Consider the following 14,511-nt stretch of genomic DNA (forward strand, 5'->3'; position numbering starts at 1 on the left):
CGCCCGCTGGTAAAGGTTCGAAACTGGCCGTATTCGGTCCGACGATAAAGCGCCGAAGTCGCCCCCAAACCGCCGATCAATTAACGGCTTCGACCGACCGACATTTACCTCGGTACAGCCCCTGGCAGAGCGCCGAGTCACCGGTGTCCTGGGCGCGCACTATCCAAGCTCTTCGTCATCCGAACCAACCCTTCCCCGTTTCCTTTGAAGCGATGGAGAGCGTTCAGTGAGCCGGACAACATTGTCGTCGTCAAGAACCCCCGCTTCGGCAAACTCCCGGCGATACGCCGCGGGTGTTGTGTCCTTCACCGACTTGAACTGCCGGTTGAAGTTGGAAACATTCGCAAAACCAGACCGTGCCGCAATGACGGAAACAGGCAGCGATGTGTTGCTCAGCATCCGGCAAGCATGGCCGATCCTCACGCGTGTCATATACTGGCCCACGCTTTCGCCCATGTGTTGAGCAAAGTACCGCGCGAGCGAACGCTCCGAAAGGCTCGCAGCCGCACACAGTTCCGGCAAACGCAAAGGTTCGGCAAAACGCGCTTCGATCAGCGACAGCACGCGGTTGATACGTTCGGGCTCATGGCCGGAAGGTCCGCCGTCACGGTCGTTGAAGGCGCGGGGTGATGCAAGCGGTTCGCCCGGTGAATTGGCGAGCGCGCACAAGATGTCCAGCGTGGCGGCGAGGCGTTCGCGCGCCGCGCTCGATAGCAGTTCGTCGAGACGCTCCCGCATCACAGTTCCCGCCTCGGGTTCGAACGCCAGTCCACACGCCGCCCTGCGCAGCAGCTTGCGCAGTGGTTCATATTCCGGGCAACAATCCGCCAGCCGCCGAGCCCACTCGCCATCGAACCAGATCACGATTGCCACTTGCGGTAACGACGGTTCAATAGAGCGATTAGACGCCCAGGTATGTGGAAGATCTGGTGGGACCAGCACGAGGTCATCAGACCCGTAAGTGGCCACTGAATCGCCAATGTAGCGCTTCCCGTGACTGTTCATTGTCAGCGTCAGTTCGTATTCCGGGTGGTGATGCCACTCGAACGGAATGCGGGGGAGCCGCCGGTGATAGACCCGGACGGAGCAGTTGCCGCCGAACTCGACATGTTCGTATGCTGGCTTCATGACGGAAAGTGCAAAGTGAGTGTCTGGATAGTATCACCACGAACAGCGTGCGCGACACGTGCTCCGGTCATATCAGCTTGCACGGGAACGTCAGACCAGCAGCGAAATAATTCCTCCAATGGTGAGTCCCGCAGCGATCCATCTCCCAGCCGTGTAGAACTCGTTGTGATTTTGTTGCGGCTGATCGGGACGTTCGAGTCCGAGCGTCCCGTACGCAAGCGACTTGACTGCCGATACGTTCGACGCTGCACCGTCGTCACTACTTGCATCCTGGCCAGCCATTGCAGCGCCTTCCGGCGAAATTGTGACGGCCGAATCTTGCGTCGCGGCATCCGCCGGCTTGGTTGTTTGTGCCGCTTGCGTTGTTTGCGTCGGGTCGACGTTGTTGTCCGATATAGACCGTTGGTCAGTCGCGGCACTCGAAGTCGAAATCGTTCGCTCCGAAGTTGGCGACGACCCGACATTGCCTATCTGCATAGCGAATCCCTCATCCTCTTTGTCGGCCTCTCCAGCTTATCGACGCAAGCGGGTGGATCTTTAGTGTTGGTAAGGATGGGTAAGGCCCGGGCAATGCATCGTAGAAATGCAGGACGGCTTAAGCCAATGTCTGCAGCAGCTTCTGCCGCACTACCGCCGTAATCTCGAGCTGGCGGTCATTTTCAAGCATGCCGATTACCCGCTTGAGCGGACCGTATGGAAGTTGCAATGCAATCAGCGAATGGTCGCGCGTCCAGGCAACATGCTTGAGCAAGGGCACGATCGAAATTCCTACGTTTTGCCGGACCAGGTCGATAATGGCTGCCACCGAATTGACCTCGAGAATCTCCTTGGGTTTTATCCGCATGCGCCGCAAGGTCTGCTCGACTTTTGCTCCCGTTGGCGAGGTCCGGTCGAAGCGAAGGAACGGCTGACTCTTCAGTAACGAAGCAACATCGGCCTGTGCCGTCGCCACCCGCGTGCTTGCAATCAGCATCAGGGGCTCTTCATAAAGCGGCGTCCATTGAAGATTGGCAGGCATCTCGTAAGGTATCTGCACGGTGAGCGCAGCGTCTATCTCTGACGCCGTGACCTGCTCCGCAAGCTCTCCGGTGTGACCGAGCACGAGCCGGACATCGAGAGCCGGATACTGCGCCTTCAGGCTAATCAGATTCTCCGACAGAAAGCCCATCGCCGAAACAATCGCACCTACGGTAATGCTGCCGGCAATCTCGTGCCCGGTGTCCCCGTCGGCTAGCATTGCCTCATACGCCGCGACCAGTTTGCGCGCTTGCGGAATCAGCGCGCGTGCGGCGGGAGTCAACGTGATGACCCGCCCTGACCGGTAGAACAGCGGCCTTCGGAACTCTTCCTCCAGCGCACGCATCTGCTGTCCGACCGCTGCCTGGGTCAATGCAACACGGCCCGCGGCCGCAGCAAAGGAGCCGTATTTTTCGACGGCAAGGAAAGTGCGCAAAAACCGGATGGTGCTCATGGGAATGGCATTCCAACGTTTCGGGACTAAAGATTTAGTTTAGTTTGTGTAAATATAAATCAGTTAGTTTTTTTGAATAAGCGACTGCACAATTGTACGGTGAACCATTCCACTACAAGGCTGCAGACATGACGCAAGGAACTGAATTTCCGCTCGTGGACAAACCTGTCGAGCGTGGACAAGCCTATTACGAACTAGGGTCGACGACCGTGTTTGCATCGCGCAACGACCCGCGTTTCGCTTATACGTTGTACGTGCCTGAAACGATCCTCGAACCGGGCAATACCGTTGAGCTCGTCGTGGTCATGCACGGCACGGGGCGTCAGTTTGCGCACTACCGCGATGCGTTCGCAGAGTTCGGCCGCTGGAACAACTGCATTGTTTTATGCCCGCTATTTCCGGTCGGCGTGCGGGGTGACGGCAATCGGGACGGCTTCAAACATCTGATTGAAGGTGACATCCGCTATGACCGCGTGCTGCTCGACATGGTCGATGAGATTGGCGAGCGTTATGGCAAGCGTTTCGATCGGTTCGCGTTGTTCGGCTTCTCAGGTGGCGGGCAATTTGCGAACCGTTTTGCCTATCTGCATCCGGAAAAATTATGGGCCGTGTCGATCGGCGCACCGGGCTCGGTGACCCTGCTCGATATTAATCGCGACTGGTGGGTCGGTTTGCGCGGTTTCGAACAGCACTTCGGCAAGGCATTCGACCTCGACGCGCTGCGGCGCGTGCCCATTCATATGGTGGTCGGCAAGGCGGATCTGGAAACGTGGGAGATCACGCATCGCGAAGGTGGCCGTCATAACATGCCCGGAGCAAACGACGCCGGCGCGACCCGTCCAGAGCGCCTCAGGACACTCCAGGCGTCGTTCGACGCTGCCGGCGTGCATGTCGAACTGGATGAACTGGATAACGTGCCACACAACGGCATGATGGCCGTGAGCGCAGTTCAGGACTTCCTTGCAGGCGTACTGCGCGAGCGACGGTCCAGCTAGTTCAAGCGGTTCAAGCGATACCCCAAGAGGCTCTCTCGCCTGGGCGCAATTCGCGCCCGGGCATGGTGGTGCATATCGAGCGTAATTTGCCTCGCTCTAATGGCGACGCGCAGGAGGAGACGGCTTATGAATCCAGCAGAACACGAAGGCACATCAACGCCCGCTGCACCCGACCTGCGCCAAGTCCGCCGCGCGCTGATCGTCTCGGTGATCGGCAGCGGGTTCGAGTGGTTCGACTTCACGGCGTACGTCTACTTCTCGAAGACCATCGCAGAGGTGTTCTTCTCGATGGGAAGCAGCGTAGTGTCAATGTCGCTCGCGCTCGCCACATTCGCTCTCGGCTTTCTCGTCCGGCCGCTTGGCGGAGTCCTGCTGGGCATCTATGCGGATCGCGTCGGCCGTGCTCGCGCCCTTTCGTTGGTTATGCTGATGATGTGCGCCGGCACGCTGATATTAGGCCTGGCTCCCGGCTACACGACGCTGGGTGTCGCGGCTCCCCTGCTCGTTCTGCTGGCACGGCTGATCCAGGGACTGGCGATCGGCGGCCAGTTCAGCCTTTCGTCGGTGGTGGTGGTGGAAAGTGCACCGCCAGGCAAGAAGATGTTCTACGGCAGCTTCAACATGTCCTCGCAGGCGCTTGCCATCTTGCTGGCGTCAGGATGCAGCTATCTGCTGATCAATAATCTTTCTGCACATGCGCTCATGGCCTGGGGCTGGCGTGTGCCGTTCCTGATTGGCGCACTCATCGGGCCGCTCGGCTTTTACATCCGCCATAACATTGCCGAGTCGCCGGAGTTCGAAGCGTTGCGCAAGCAAGTCCGTGCGGGTGCTACGCGCGCTTTCCGGCTGCGCGACTTTGTGCGTGAACAAGGAGATGCGGCTTTATGTGCGATGGGCGTGATGATCATTGGCACTGCCTCGAATTATTTGTGGAACGCGTATCTACCCGTGTATGTGGAACGCCAACTGCATCTCCCGCTTAAGTCGGCTTTGCTTGGAACGTTTATCGGCGGGGTCATCAACTTCCTGCTGTTCCCGGTCTCGGGCAAACTCGCCGATAAATTTGGTGCCTACCGGCTTTTCTATCCACTGGTAATCAGTTGGTTGCTGTGCACGTTCCCATTGTTCTGGTTCATTGTTTCCGCGCCATCGCTCACGCGGCTTTTGATCGTGCAAATTATTGCGTCCCTCTTCCAGGTTGCAATCGCCGGTCCACATCCCGGCATGCTGGCGGCAATCTTCCCGGCGAAGGCGCGTTCAACGGGCGTGGCGCTGTCGTACAACCTCGCGGTAACCTTGTTCGGCGGCCTTGCGCCACTGACCGTCTCGACGCTGACTCAAGTCACCGGCAGCCATTATGTTCCCGCGTTTTATGTCGTCTTTGCAGCGCTGGTTTCGCTTGCGCTTGTGGCGTTCACGCGTACCGGACAAATGGCTTTGGCTAGCGACCGCGCTGACAGGAAGCAGTTTTCCGCGACGCAGCACAGACCCACAGCGGACCTTCAATCGTCCGATAGCTGACCCTCCCGCCCCTGCATCGCACGCCCGGCGCCAATTCGCTACACTGGAGCGCATCGAGTGCACTGTGAGGGATCTCATTCATGGCAACCCGGAAGACGGCGAGCAAGGCCAGCGAAGCTGGCAAAGCTGGGCAGATCAGAGTCGGCATCGGCGGCTGGACCTTCGAGCCGTGGCGCGGCACGTTCTATCCGGAAGATCTCGTGCAAAAACGCGAGCTCGAATACGCGAGCCGCAAGCTGACCACCATCGAAATCAACGGCACGTTCTACGGGTCACAAAAGCCCGCCACGTTCGTGAAATGGCACGACGAAACCCCGGATGATTTTGTCTTTTCGCTAAAAGCACCGCGTTTCGCAACGAACAGACGAGTGCTCGCGGAAGCCGGCGAATCCGTTGACCGTTTCCTCGCGAGCGGTGTGCTCGAATTGAAGAACAAGCTCGGCCCGATCAACTGGCAATTCGCCCCGACCAAACAATTCGATGCGGACGACTTCGAAGCCTTCTTGAATCTGTTGCCCCATAAAGTCGATGGCCGTGAGATCCGGCATGCGCTCGAAGTGCGGCATGAGAGTTTTCGCGACGAGGCATTCGTTGCCCTCGCGCGCAAACATGGTGTTGCCATCGTCATGGCCGGGGATTCGAAATATCCGCAGATCGCCGACGTCACGGCGAAGTTCGTCTATGCGCGCATCATGGGGACAACCGAACAGTTCGCGCAGGGCTATGACGATAAAACGCTGGATCTATGGACCAAGCGAGCGCGTGACTGGGCATCCGGCGGCGCGCCGAAGGGACTTGAAACGCTAGGCAAACCGGCAGCGGCGACTACGCCGCGAGACGTCTATTTGTACGTGATCAGCGGCTTCAAGGCACACAACCCGGCTGCGGGCATGGCCATGATCGAGCGATTGAACGGCAGCGGCGCTTAAGTGATTCAACAGCGCTTACTTCGACTCGGCCTTTGAGCCGAGCGTGGTCAGCGCGTCCAGCAACCAGTTCCCGGCGAGTCCTAGCGAAGCGCCCTTTAAACACAAGGCGTCGACCGCGACCAACCGGGGCCATCCGCGCGCCGATAATTCCTTCAACGTCTTTGCGCCGAAACGATCCGCAACCCACCGAGGCAGCTCGGTCCACCCGAAGCCCAACTCCGCCATTTCCAGCAAGAGCAAATAGCTATCGGCAGACCAGACTCGCACGCTTCTTTGGTGCTCGCCCGGCTTCACGCCCGTGGTGATCCGTAATTCACGGTGCTTGGCGAGCTTTTCCATTGTCAGATCCGGAACGCCGCTTAAAGGATGTCCTGTCGCGACGAACAGTGCCAGTTCCGACGATTCCGCCAGCCTGATTGAGCGGACATCGGGAGGGTAGAAATCTTGAGCTGCCACTACGCCAAGCTCTGCGCGGCGCTCCTGCACCAGCGAGACCACGTCTTCGTCCTCCTTGACCAGGCACTCAAGCTCGACCGTGGGGAAACGCTTTTCGAATGCCACGAGCAGCTTTTCATAATGAGGAGGCTGGTACGTGTTCGATATGGCCAGACTCAAGCTCGGCTCCAACCCCGCACTCAGTCGCGCGGCCGCTTGTATCAAGCGCTCGTGCGCGTCAAGGGTCTCGCGGGCGTTGGCAAGCAGCGCTTCGCCATGCGCGGTAAGTCGGGGCTTGCGCGTGGTTCGATCAAAGAGCGCGACGGCCAGGTCAATTTCCATATCCGCAATGATGGTGCTGACGGTCGACTGACTGCGCCCCAGCTTTCTCGCGGCGGCTGAGAAAGAGCCCGCAGCAGCGGCCTCTGAAAATACAATCAATGCGTCGATAGAAACGACCATGATCTATCTGGTTTTCCGATAGTAAGCAATTTGGGATATTAAGGGCGGGCCCTCAAAATGGCAACCGTCTATTCAAATTGAGGTCGACATGGCCACGCAACGCAGCCTTTACGAACGCATATTGCAGGTGCTTCTCTTCGAAGGACTTGCCATCAGTATTTTTTCTCCCGTCTTGTCCTGGATCGTCGATAAACCCCTGGGCGACGCCACGGTCCTTACCGTTGCAATTTCGGTCATTGCCATGGTGTGGGGTTTCGCGTTCAACTCTTTCTTCGGTATCCTTATTTCCTATACGTCGAACAATGTCCAGAAGTGGAAGCGCGTTATTCATGCCCTTGGTTTCGAAACGGGTCTGGTCCTGATCGCGATCCCCTTGTCCGCATGGTGGCTGCAAATGACGTTTGTTGAGGCGCTGCTCATGGACCTCGGGCTATTGCTCGTGTTCCTTCCCTACACGTTCTGTTTTTATTGGGCTTACGACTTGCTAAGACAACGTCTTGTCAAGGCGCGCCTTAAGCCAAGCCCGAGCAGGTTAAGCCCTTTAAGCCCGCACAAGTCCCTGGTCGCTGAGCGCCGCTTGTAATACGCTCCGATGTCTCAGCGACGCTTTGAACGGGCGTCACGCAATGTGGCGTCGTTCGAATTTCGTTGCAACTGCAGTCCAACTTGCTACAGTCGCGGAATTCCATTGCCAAGACCCTGGTTCGATCGCGATGAATTTCCCTGCCCGGAGCCATGCGGCGCTCTTCTGCCGTCGCACTTGCAAACACGCGCTGTTCTGCGCGCTGCCGCTCTTCGCTACCGCAGGCACAGTCCGTGCGCAAGGCTCAGACACGCTGTACGGCACGCTCGACACCAGTATCGAAGTAACTAATCCCGGCAATGGCTGGACTCCGCGAATGGATTCCGGCGCGTATCGCGGCTCGCGCTTCGGCTTGCGCGGCCGCGAACCCCTCGGCAATGACACAAGCGTGATCTTCGACCTGGAGAACGGCTTTGGCTCTGCAAACGGCACCCTCGATACGGCCGGTACTCTCTTCAACCGGCAGGCATGGGTCGGCCTCGACGCACCGTGGGGCGAGACCCGCTTCGGCCGGCAATATTCGCCGCTATATATCCCCTTCAAGGGCGGGCTCGATGCCTTTGGCGCAGGGACCATTGGATCGGGGCTGAACAACTTGTCGAAGATCACGCCCTACACGGATAACGCGTTGACCTGGATCTCTCCAACGGTGGGGGGCTTCACCGTCACCGGCATGGCCGCGCTGCGCGACCCGGGCGACGGTAACGGGATCGGCGGGTATTACATGACCGCCAATTACACGCTCGATGCCCTGCAGTTATCGTATGCACGGCAACAAACCCATGGCGACGCCGGATTGCGCGCGAATATGGCGGGCGCATCGTATCTGTTCGGTCCCGTGCGTACCTACGTCGCGCTATTCAACGGCGACGGCGGCAGTCCACGCTATCACGACGACGGCGTTTCGTTGTCTGCTTCCTGGGCCATCTCGCCGCTGGCGCGCGCGTCACTCGGCTACGCGCACGCGCGCGATCGCAGCGGCCAGGGCAACAACGCAGACCAGTTCAGCGTGGCGTTCGAATACACGCTGTCACCCACGCTCTTGCTCTATTTCACCGCCGCCGATCTGGAAAATCGCGGCAACGCTACGTTCACCCTGCGCGGGGTCAACGTCACGGGATTGCCAGTCGCCTATCCGGGTGCACCAGTACGTGGCGTGCAATTCGGCATGATCGAACGATTTTGAACCGGGTGTTTTTACGCGATGTCGATGTTATAGACAGCGACAGGTTCCGCTCGACGGCTCAAAAAACCCTCAGCGACGTCCGCCTTCGAAGTGAACCAAACATGCTCATCAAACATTCTCTTGTTATCGCGGTGCTGGTTTTTCTGGGTGTTACGCAAGCGCATGCGGACGCCGGGTTTTATGTCGATCCCGACTCGAGTCCCGCGTTGTGGGTGCGAGCACATCAGGCGGACCCGCGTGCACCACGCATTGCAGAGGCCATCGCCAACGTACCCATGGCGCGCTGGTTCGGCAACTGGAGCGGCGACGTGCATAAGGCAGTCAAGCGCTTCGTCGACAAGGCGGATGCCACGCACCGCGAACCCATCCTGGTTGCTTACAACATTCCTCATCGCGACTGCGGAGGGGCATCCGCGGGCGGCGTGGGCGACGCATCGGCTTATCAGGTCTGGATAGACGCGTTCTCGCGCGGCTTGGGCAATCGCCGTGCAATAGTCATTGTCGAGCCGGATTCGACCGCGCAACTGGACTGCTTCAAGACCGATGGAGAGCGCGACGAGCGGCTCGGCTTGCTGCGTTATGCGGTCTCGCGTTTCCACCTCAACGCACCGGCTGCGGATGTCTATCTCGACGGTGGCAACGCACATTGGGTTCCCGCAGCCGCTATGGCGGCTCGACTCAACGCTGCCGGTTTGAGCGAGGCGAAAGGCTTCGCATTGAACGTATCCAATTTCTACACGACCCAGGAATCGGCGGGTTATGCAAATGCGGTGAATGCCGCGTTAGCGGCGCAATTCGGCTATAGCAAACCGTTCGTTGTCGATACAAGTCGTAATGGCAAGGGTTCGGATGGCCAGTGGTGCAACCCACCCGGCAGGATGATCGGCGCGCGCACGCGTGGCGCCTCGGGCGCCATGCTGCCGGTATGGATCAAGGTCCCGGGAAGTTCCGACGGACCCTGTGGGTCCGCTCCCACATCACCAGCCGGCGCATTCAGTCCGGAGCTCGCGGTGCGTCTTATCGACGGTGACTGATGGGCGAGGCGCAGTGCTTAAACCTAAGACTAACCGCCCGTTTTATCGAGGGTGATACCCAGTTCGGCCGCCATTTGCTCGACCATCGTCCGCAGGCGGACCAACTCATCGCCGAGCCGCTTGTGGTCGGCTTTAAGAATCTCGAACTCAGTGTATGAAACGGAGTCGTCGACAGCACCGCCGGCTGAAGCTTCGCTCACACTCACGCTCACCTCGCCGCATAACAAATGCGCCCAGCGGCTTTCGCGCTCGCCCGGCGTGCGCGGCAACTTCACGACGCGCGGCGGCTCGTTGCCGGCGAGTTCATCGAGGAACGCCTCGACCGACGATATATCGGCAAAGCCATGCAGACGCGCGGCGTTCAGGCGTAATTCGGCGGCTGTCTGAGGTCCGCGCAGCATGAGCGTGGTGAGCAACGCAGCAGCCTGGCTGGGGATGCCCAGCACGCGGTTCATGTTGTGCTCGAAGCGCGGTACACGGCTGCTGCTGCCTTCGAACACAAGGCTCAGGCGTTTCAGGTCATCGACGGTGGTGAGGACATCGGCGTCGGTGACGTTCATCACCGGGGAGCGCGCGGTCTTCTGGTTGCAACCGGATGTCAGCGCATTGACCGACAGCGGATACGCATCGGGGACCGTGTGCTGCTTTTCGACGAGTACGGCCAACACGCGCGCCTCGAGCGGCGTGAGGGTACGCATGGGTGGGCGTGAGGGAGCATCGGGAGTGGAGTTCATGCTTGACGTCGCTGGGTGCAGATACGTGTATTCGGACCGGGCATGAGGCATTGAGCCGGGCGGTGGATGTCCATAGGCGCTTAACCAGCCCTGTGAAGAACCCTATGATATCCGCCCTGCCGTGTCCCGAGAATACGCGGTGATTGATGCGCTCAGGATGGGCTTGGGATGTGCTTACCGTCGATCGATCGAATATTTGCCTGCGCCGGTCACGCTCAACAGCAGCAGGCCGCCCATGATGCTGATGTTCTTGTAGAAGTTGATCATGTTGGCCATATACGCGTCGCCGCTCATGGTCCAGAAGTGATGTCCGATGAGCGCAGTGCCCAGCGTGTACAACGCGAAGAGAAGCGCTAGGGGCCGAGTGTAAAAACCAATCAGAATCGCAATACCGACGAAGAACTCCATGACGATTGCAATGATGGCGGAAAGCGTGGGAAACGGTGCGCCTTCTGTCGCCATGAAACCGACCGTGCCTGAGAAACCCGTCAACTTGCTCCATCCGAAGATCAAGAACAAGATCATGAGCAGTACACGCGCAATCAGTATCAATTCGTCTTTACGTTGCTCGAACAGGGTGTATCGCATGATGGCTTTCCTTTGGAAAGAGCACGACCGTACACGGGGTGGTGGCGCTCAACGGGCGCCAGTCGAACAGTAGCATCGCTATGTTGCAGCAGGCAAACGGCAGCATTGTTTCGATAGGGAAGGGAAGCGAAGCACCGCTTAAGGTGACCTGGCGTTTCGGCGCGCTTCGAAGATGGCGACAAACCGGCGACGCTGCAAGTAGCCTGACTCATGACCCGCATTGCTGCAGACCACGTTGCCGTTGATGTCTCAGGCGGTTTCGAGAGCAGATGGACCCGGCTACGACGCGCAGGTGAAGACGTACAGCCGGGCTCTTGCATCAGCGGCGAGCGATATTGCTGCCGCCACGCGTTCCGTCATGCAGCGGTGAATGACAAGCGGTTTTAAACAGGCGGAGCGATAACCCCTCAATTCAACAGCGGCTCACGCTCCGACCTTGGCCCTACGAAGTCAAGCCAGCGCGGTCACCGTAATCTCAACCAGCAGATCCGGCGCGGCCAACCTGGACTCCACGGTCGCGCGTGTCGGCGCACAACCCGGCGCGACCCATGCGTCCCATACTTCGTTCATGCCTGCGAAGTCGCGGCCAATATCCGCCAGCCAGACCTGCGCCGACACCAGCCGCGTTTTATCGATACCCGCCTGCGCGAGGTACCCGTCGATCTTCGCAAGAACCTGCTGCGTCTGGCCTTTCACATCGAGCGTACGATCATTCGACGTTTGTCCGCCGACGAACACCAGCCCTGCAGCCTTCACAACTCGGCTCATCCGTTGATTGGTTTCGATCCTGACGATATCATTCATAAGTATTCCTTGTTTATTTAAAGTAACCATCAATCATCTCTATGCCGGCGCAACATCCTTGAACCGGTCGATGGCAAATGCATCCAGTGGTAACGACGCCACGCCGTCCAGCACCAGCTCTGAAACCAGCTTCCCACATCCCGGCCCAAGCTGGAACCCGCTGCCGCAATACCCGAACGAATAGGTCAGGTTGGACGCACGCCGGCTACGCGAGATCACGGGCAGCGAGTCGTCGGTGAAGGCTTCCACGCCCGCCCATGCGCGATTGATGCCGAGATTGCGCAAATGCGGGAACAGATCGACAACCGTATTCGCGCTCTTCACCAACCGCGCGAAATCGACTTCACCGTGACGGCCGGGCAGGTCCGCTATTCCAATCAGCTTCCCGCCAATTACCACCGTGCCGTTATCGAATTGCTTGAACGACAGAGGCCGTCCCGTTGCACCAAGCGTCGCGCGGCAGAACGGTGCGGCCCGATGCGTAACCATCAACATCAGCCCTTCGGGATGAACCGGCACCGGCTCACCCACTTGCTGCGAGAGCTCGCCCGACCACGCCCCGGCCGTCACCACCAGCTTCGTGGCCGAAAAAACGCCCGACGGCGTATGCGCGAACCAGCGTTCGCCCTTCTGTTCAATGCGCGTGACTGGCGTGCCTTCATGGAACACAGCCCCATGCCGCTCCGCTGCCAGCCTGAACGCGGTCGTTGTCCGGAATGGCAACGCGTAACCATCGCGCTCGACCCAGATACCGCCGGTCACATGCGGCGTGAGCGCCGGTTCCAGTTCAAGCACGGTCTCGCGATCGATGATTTTCTCATGCGTGAAACCATGCGCTTCGAGCAACGCCACACGTTCGCGACACTCTTCGAGTTCTGCTTCGGTCTCCGCAATCTTCAATTGACCCGACGCCACGAAACCACCATCGTCACCAATGGTATCGACGATGTTATGCCAGATCTCCCGCGACATCAGCGCCAGAGGAATCTCGGGCAACGGCCGGCCGAGCGTGCGCACGCCGCCGGCATTAACGCCCGATGCGTGGCGGCCGATGTAATCGGCTTCCAGCACGGTCACGCTCACGTCGCGGCGCGCGATATGGAATGCACTGCTCGATCCATGCAGCCCGCCGCCGATGACCAGCACGTCCGACTCTTTGGCGACGGGATTATTCACCAGCCAGTTCCCCGAGCGTGAGCGGTTTGATCGGCGGGCGAATGCGATAGTAGCCAACGGTCTCGGGAGGCACGCTGCGTGCATCGGCGATAACTTCGGTCACGGTCAATCCGCACAGACGGCCTTGACATGGACCCATGCCGCATCGGCCGAAGGACTTCGCCTGGTTTGGCCCGAGACAGCCGAGCTTCACGAAGTTCCGGAGTTCACCGGCGGTGACTTCCTCGCAGCGGCACACGATCACCTCGTCCTTCGGCACACGATTTTCATCGCGTGGACGATAAAGACTGTCGAGGAAAGGACGAATGCGCATGACCTCAGCGAGGCGGCGAAGCAGCGGCGCGGCGCTGCGATTACGCGCAGCGGTATCGATCGCGCCAAGCTGCGCTGCAATCGCCAGCGCCGTCACTTCTCCTTGCGTCTCAGCCGCCTGCGCGCCGCCTATGCCGCCACCATCGCCCGCAACGAAGATGCCGGGGACATCAAGCTCGCCCCATTTATCGGTTAGGGGAGCAAAGCATAGTTGCGCTTCATCCCACTTATGCGATGCCCTGAGCGAAAGCGTGAACTGCGTATTGGGCACCACGCCCTGATGCAGCAGGATCACATTGGCCTCAATGCGATGCGAGACGCCTCGCACCGAAAAATTCAGCGCGCGTGCCCGTTCGGAACCCTGTTCATCGATACCGCTTTCCACCCGAAGGTCATCGGCGGCTTCATGCATGGGCACGCCTGCTTCGCGCAAGGTCCTCATCAGTTGCAGGCCCTTGCTCAGATACGGCCACGCACGCAAAGCGGACAACATATGACGCTTGGCGCGCCAGCGGTCCTCGTGACGCGTGGTATCCACTAACGCGCGAATGGGCACGCCCGCGCGAACGTACTGCCATCCGAGCAAGTAAAGCAGCGGTCCGCAGCCGACGAGTATCGGCGGTTCTGCCGGCACTTCGCCCGCGCTTTTCAACAGGATCTGTGCGGCACCGGCTGTCATCACGCCGGGCAAGGTCCAGCCGGCAATCGGGAAGGGCCGTTCAAGCGCGCCGGTCGCGAGCACCACGCGCCGCGCCTCGAAGCTGCTCACCTTGCCGTCCTTGAGGTAGTGCACCGAGCGCGCGCGTGTGACTTGCCAGACCGACGCGTTCGGCACATAACGCGCACCCGAACGCGCAAACTCGCTCGCCAGCGCCGCCCCAGCGGCATAGTCCGCACCGAGAATTTCGCGGCGCTGCGCGTCGCTACGTTCGATCGCGCGATAGATCTGCCCGCCAACCGCTTCCTGTTCATCGAGCAGGACCACGGACAGGCCCGCTCTCGCAGCCTGGGTCGCGGCCGCAAGCCCGGCAGGCCCGGCGCCGATCACGGCGACATCAACGGTATCAGCGGCCATGAGCGTTCCCCACGGGGTTCACATCCGAAAACGGCGGCAGATCACGTGCGCCCTCTTGCGAGTGGATACGCATGCCGT

Annotated in this window: 15 protein-coding genes; 6 read left to right on the forward strand and 9 right to left on the reverse strand. The window is 59.6% G+C overall.

Annotated features, from left to right (window positions below; translation table 11 throughout):
• Nucleotides 1-159 precede the first annotated feature (159 nt).
• The 3 genes from JWR14_RS02885 to JWR14_RS02895 all read right to left on the reverse strand — a co-directional run bounded on the left by JWR14_RS02885 (nucleotide 160) and on the right by JWR14_RS02895 (nucleotide 2,599).
• Nucleotides 160-1,128, reverse strand: coding sequence for an AraC family transcriptional regulator (locus JWR14_RS02885; protein WP_299700975.1), 969 nt, complete (start codon nucleotides 1,126-1,128; stop codon nucleotides 160-162).
• 90 nt (nucleotides 1,129-1,218) lie between these two features.
• A complete protein-coding gene (locus JWR14_RS02890) occupies nucleotides 1,219-1,410 on the reverse strand; it encodes a hypothetical protein (RefSeq protein WP_299700977.1) in 192 nt (63 codons plus the stop codon).
• A 313-nt stretch (nucleotides 1,411-1,723) separates the two neighbouring features.
• Nucleotides 1,724-2,599 (reverse strand): LysR substrate-binding domain-containing protein, encoded by an 876-nt coding sequence (locus tag JWR14_RS02895; RefSeq protein ID WP_299700980.1) that lies wholly within the window; start codon nucleotides 2,597-2,599, stop codon nucleotides 1,724-1,726.
• Between the two features lie 128 nt (nucleotides 2,600-2,727).
• On the opposite strand from JWR14_RS02895, the gene JWR14_RS02900 reads away from it, so the two are divergent.
• From JWR14_RS02900 to JWR14_RS02910, 3 genes are all read left to right on the forward strand, one after another.
• A complete protein-coding gene (locus JWR14_RS02900; RefSeq protein ID WP_299700983.1) occupies nucleotides 2,728-3,594 on the forward strand; it encodes an alpha/beta hydrolase in 867 nt (288 codons plus the stop codon).
• A 126-nt stretch (nucleotides 3,595-3,720) separates the two neighbouring features.
• Complete coding sequence (locus JWR14_RS02905) at nucleotides 3,721-5,115, forward strand: MFS transporter (protein WP_299700986.1); 1,395 nt, start codon at nucleotides 3,721-3,723, stop codon at nucleotides 5,113-5,115.
• Between the two features lie 80 nt (nucleotides 5,116-5,195).
• Nucleotides 5,196-6,044 carry a DUF72 domain-containing protein gene (locus JWR14_RS02910; RefSeq protein ID WP_299700989.1) on the forward strand — a complete coding sequence of 283 codons (849 nt, stop codon included), beginning with the start codon at nucleotides 5,196-5,198 and terminating at the stop codon, nucleotides 6,042-6,044.
• A gap of 15 nt (nucleotides 6,045-6,059) precedes the next feature.
• Here the strand turns inward: JWR14_RS02910 and JWR14_RS02915 are convergent, their stop codons facing one another.
• Nucleotides 6,060-6,941 (reverse strand): LysR family transcriptional regulator, encoded by an 882-nt coding sequence (locus JWR14_RS02915; RefSeq protein WP_299700992.1) that lies wholly within the window; start codon nucleotides 6,939-6,941, stop codon nucleotides 6,060-6,062.
• 88 nt (nucleotides 6,942-7,029) lie between these two features.
• Here JWR14_RS02915 and JWR14_RS02920 point away from each other — a divergent pair, with 88 nt between their 5' ends.
• The 3 genes from JWR14_RS02920 to JWR14_RS02930 all read left to right on the forward strand — a co-directional run bounded on the left by JWR14_RS02920 (nucleotide 7,030) and on the right by JWR14_RS02930 (nucleotide 9,744).
• Nucleotides 7,030-7,524, forward strand: a complete 495-nt coding sequence (locus JWR14_RS02920; protein WP_299700995.1) for a PACE efflux transporter — start codon at nucleotides 7,030-7,032, stop codon at nucleotides 7,522-7,524.
• A 130-nt stretch (nucleotides 7,525-7,654) separates the two neighbouring features.
• Nucleotides 7,655-8,710, forward strand: coding sequence for a porin (locus tag JWR14_RS02925; protein ID WP_299700998.1), 1,056 nt, complete (start codon nucleotides 7,655-7,657; stop codon nucleotides 8,708-8,710).
• A 101-nt stretch (nucleotides 8,711-8,811) separates the two neighbouring features.
• Nucleotides 8,812-9,744, forward strand: coding sequence for a glycoside hydrolase family 6 protein (locus JWR14_RS02930; RefSeq protein WP_299701003.1), 933 nt, complete (start codon nucleotides 8,812-8,814; stop codon nucleotides 9,742-9,744).
• A gap of 29 nt (nucleotides 9,745-9,773) precedes the next feature.
• On the opposite strand, the gene JWR14_RS02935 is transcribed toward JWR14_RS02930, so the two are convergent.
• The 5 genes from JWR14_RS02935 to JWR14_RS02955 all read right to left on the reverse strand — a co-directional run bounded on the left by JWR14_RS02935 (nucleotide 9,774) and on the right by JWR14_RS02955 (nucleotide 14,433).
• Complete coding sequence (locus JWR14_RS02935; protein WP_299701006.1) at nucleotides 9,774-10,478, reverse strand: YceH family protein; 705 nt, start codon at nucleotides 10,476-10,478, stop codon at nucleotides 9,774-9,776.
• 174 nt (nucleotides 10,479-10,652) lie between these two features.
• A complete protein-coding gene (locus JWR14_RS02940; protein ID WP_299701009.1) occupies nucleotides 10,653-11,066 on the reverse strand; it encodes a DoxX family protein in 414 nt (137 codons plus the stop codon).
• Nucleotides 11,067-11,516: 450 nt separating this feature from the next.
• Nucleotides 11,517-11,870 carry a RidA family protein gene (locus tag JWR14_RS02945; RefSeq protein WP_299701012.1) on the reverse strand — a complete coding sequence of 118 codons (354 nt, stop codon included), beginning with the start codon at nucleotides 11,868-11,870 and terminating at the stop codon, nucleotides 11,517-11,519.
• Nucleotides 11,871-11,909: 39 nt separating this feature from the next.
• Nucleotides 11,910-13,046, reverse strand: a complete 1,137-nt coding sequence (locus JWR14_RS02950) for an FAD-binding oxidoreductase (protein WP_299701015.1) — start codon at nucleotides 13,044-13,046, stop codon at nucleotides 11,910-11,912.
• Nucleotides 13,039-14,433 carry an NAD(P)/FAD-dependent oxidoreductase gene (locus tag JWR14_RS02955; RefSeq protein ID WP_299701018.1) on the reverse strand — a complete coding sequence of 465 codons (1,395 nt, stop codon included), beginning with the start codon at nucleotides 14,431-14,433 and terminating at the stop codon, nucleotides 13,039-13,041. The genes JWR14_RS02950 and JWR14_RS02955 overlap by 8 nt, the downstream gene beginning before the upstream one ends.
• Nucleotides 14,434-14,511 lie beyond the last annotated feature (78 nt).

The organism is Caballeronia sp. (genome assembly GCF_028292365.1).
Taxonomy (GTDB): domain Bacteria; phylum Pseudomonadota; class Gammaproteobacteria; order Burkholderiales; family Burkholderiaceae; genus Caballeronia.

What these genes read in the sequence shown, in the direction of transcription:
- JWR14_RS02910 (WP_299700989.1), top strand. Translation starts at nt 5,196, where the DNA reads ATGGCAACCCGGAAGACGGCGAGCAAGGCCAGCGAAGCTGGCAAAGCT.
- JWR14_RS02935 (WP_299701006.1), bottom strand. Translation starts at nt 10,478, where the DNA reads ATGAACTCCACTCCCGATGCTCCCTCACGCCCACCCATGCGTACCCTC.
- JWR14_RS02920 (WP_299700995.1), top strand. Translation starts at nt 7,030, where the DNA reads ATGGCCACGCAACGCAGCCTTTACGAACGCATATTGCAGGTGCTTCTC.
- JWR14_RS02925 (WP_299700998.1), top strand. Translation starts at nt 7,655, where the DNA reads ATGAATTTCCCTGCCCGGAGCCATGCGGCGCTCTTCTGCCGTCGCACT.
- JWR14_RS02890 (WP_299700977.1), bottom strand. Translation starts at nt 1,410, where the DNA reads ATGGCTGGCCAGGATGCAAGTAGTGACGACGGTGCAGCGTCGAACGTA.
- JWR14_RS02885 (WP_299700975.1), bottom strand. Translation starts at nt 1,128, where the DNA reads ATGAAGCCAGCATACGAACATGTCGAGTTCGGCGGCAACTGCTCCGTC.
- JWR14_RS02945 (WP_299701012.1), bottom strand. Translation starts at nt 11,870, where the DNA reads ATGAATGATATCGTCAGGATCGAAACCAATCAACGGATGAGCCGAGTT.
- JWR14_RS02930 (WP_299701003.1), top strand. Translation starts at nt 8,812, where the DNA reads ATGCTCATCAAACATTCTCTTGTTATCGCGGTGCTGGTTTTTCTGGGT.
- JWR14_RS02895 (WP_299700980.1), bottom strand. Translation starts at nt 2,599, where the DNA reads ATGAGCACCATCCGGTTTTTGCGCACTTTCCTTGCCGTCGAAAAATAC.
- JWR14_RS02915 (WP_299700992.1), bottom strand. Translation starts at nt 6,941, where the DNA reads ATGGTCGTTTCTATCGACGCATTGATTGTATTTTCAGAGGCCGCTGCT.
- JWR14_RS02900 (WP_299700983.1), top strand. Translation starts at nt 2,728, where the DNA reads ATGACGCAAGGAACTGAATTTCCGCTCGTGGACAAACCTGTCGAGCGT.
- JWR14_RS02955 (WP_299701018.1), bottom strand. Translation starts at nt 14,433, where the DNA reads ATGGCCGCTGATACCGTTGATGTCGCCGTGATCGGCGCCGGGCCTGCC.
- JWR14_RS02940 (WP_299701009.1), bottom strand. Translation starts at nt 11,066, where the DNA reads ATGCGATACACCCTGTTCGAGCAACGTAAAGACGAATTGATACTGATT.
- JWR14_RS02905 (WP_299700986.1), top strand. Translation starts at nt 3,721, where the DNA reads ATGAATCCAGCAGAACACGAAGGCACATCAACGCCCGCTGCACCCGAC.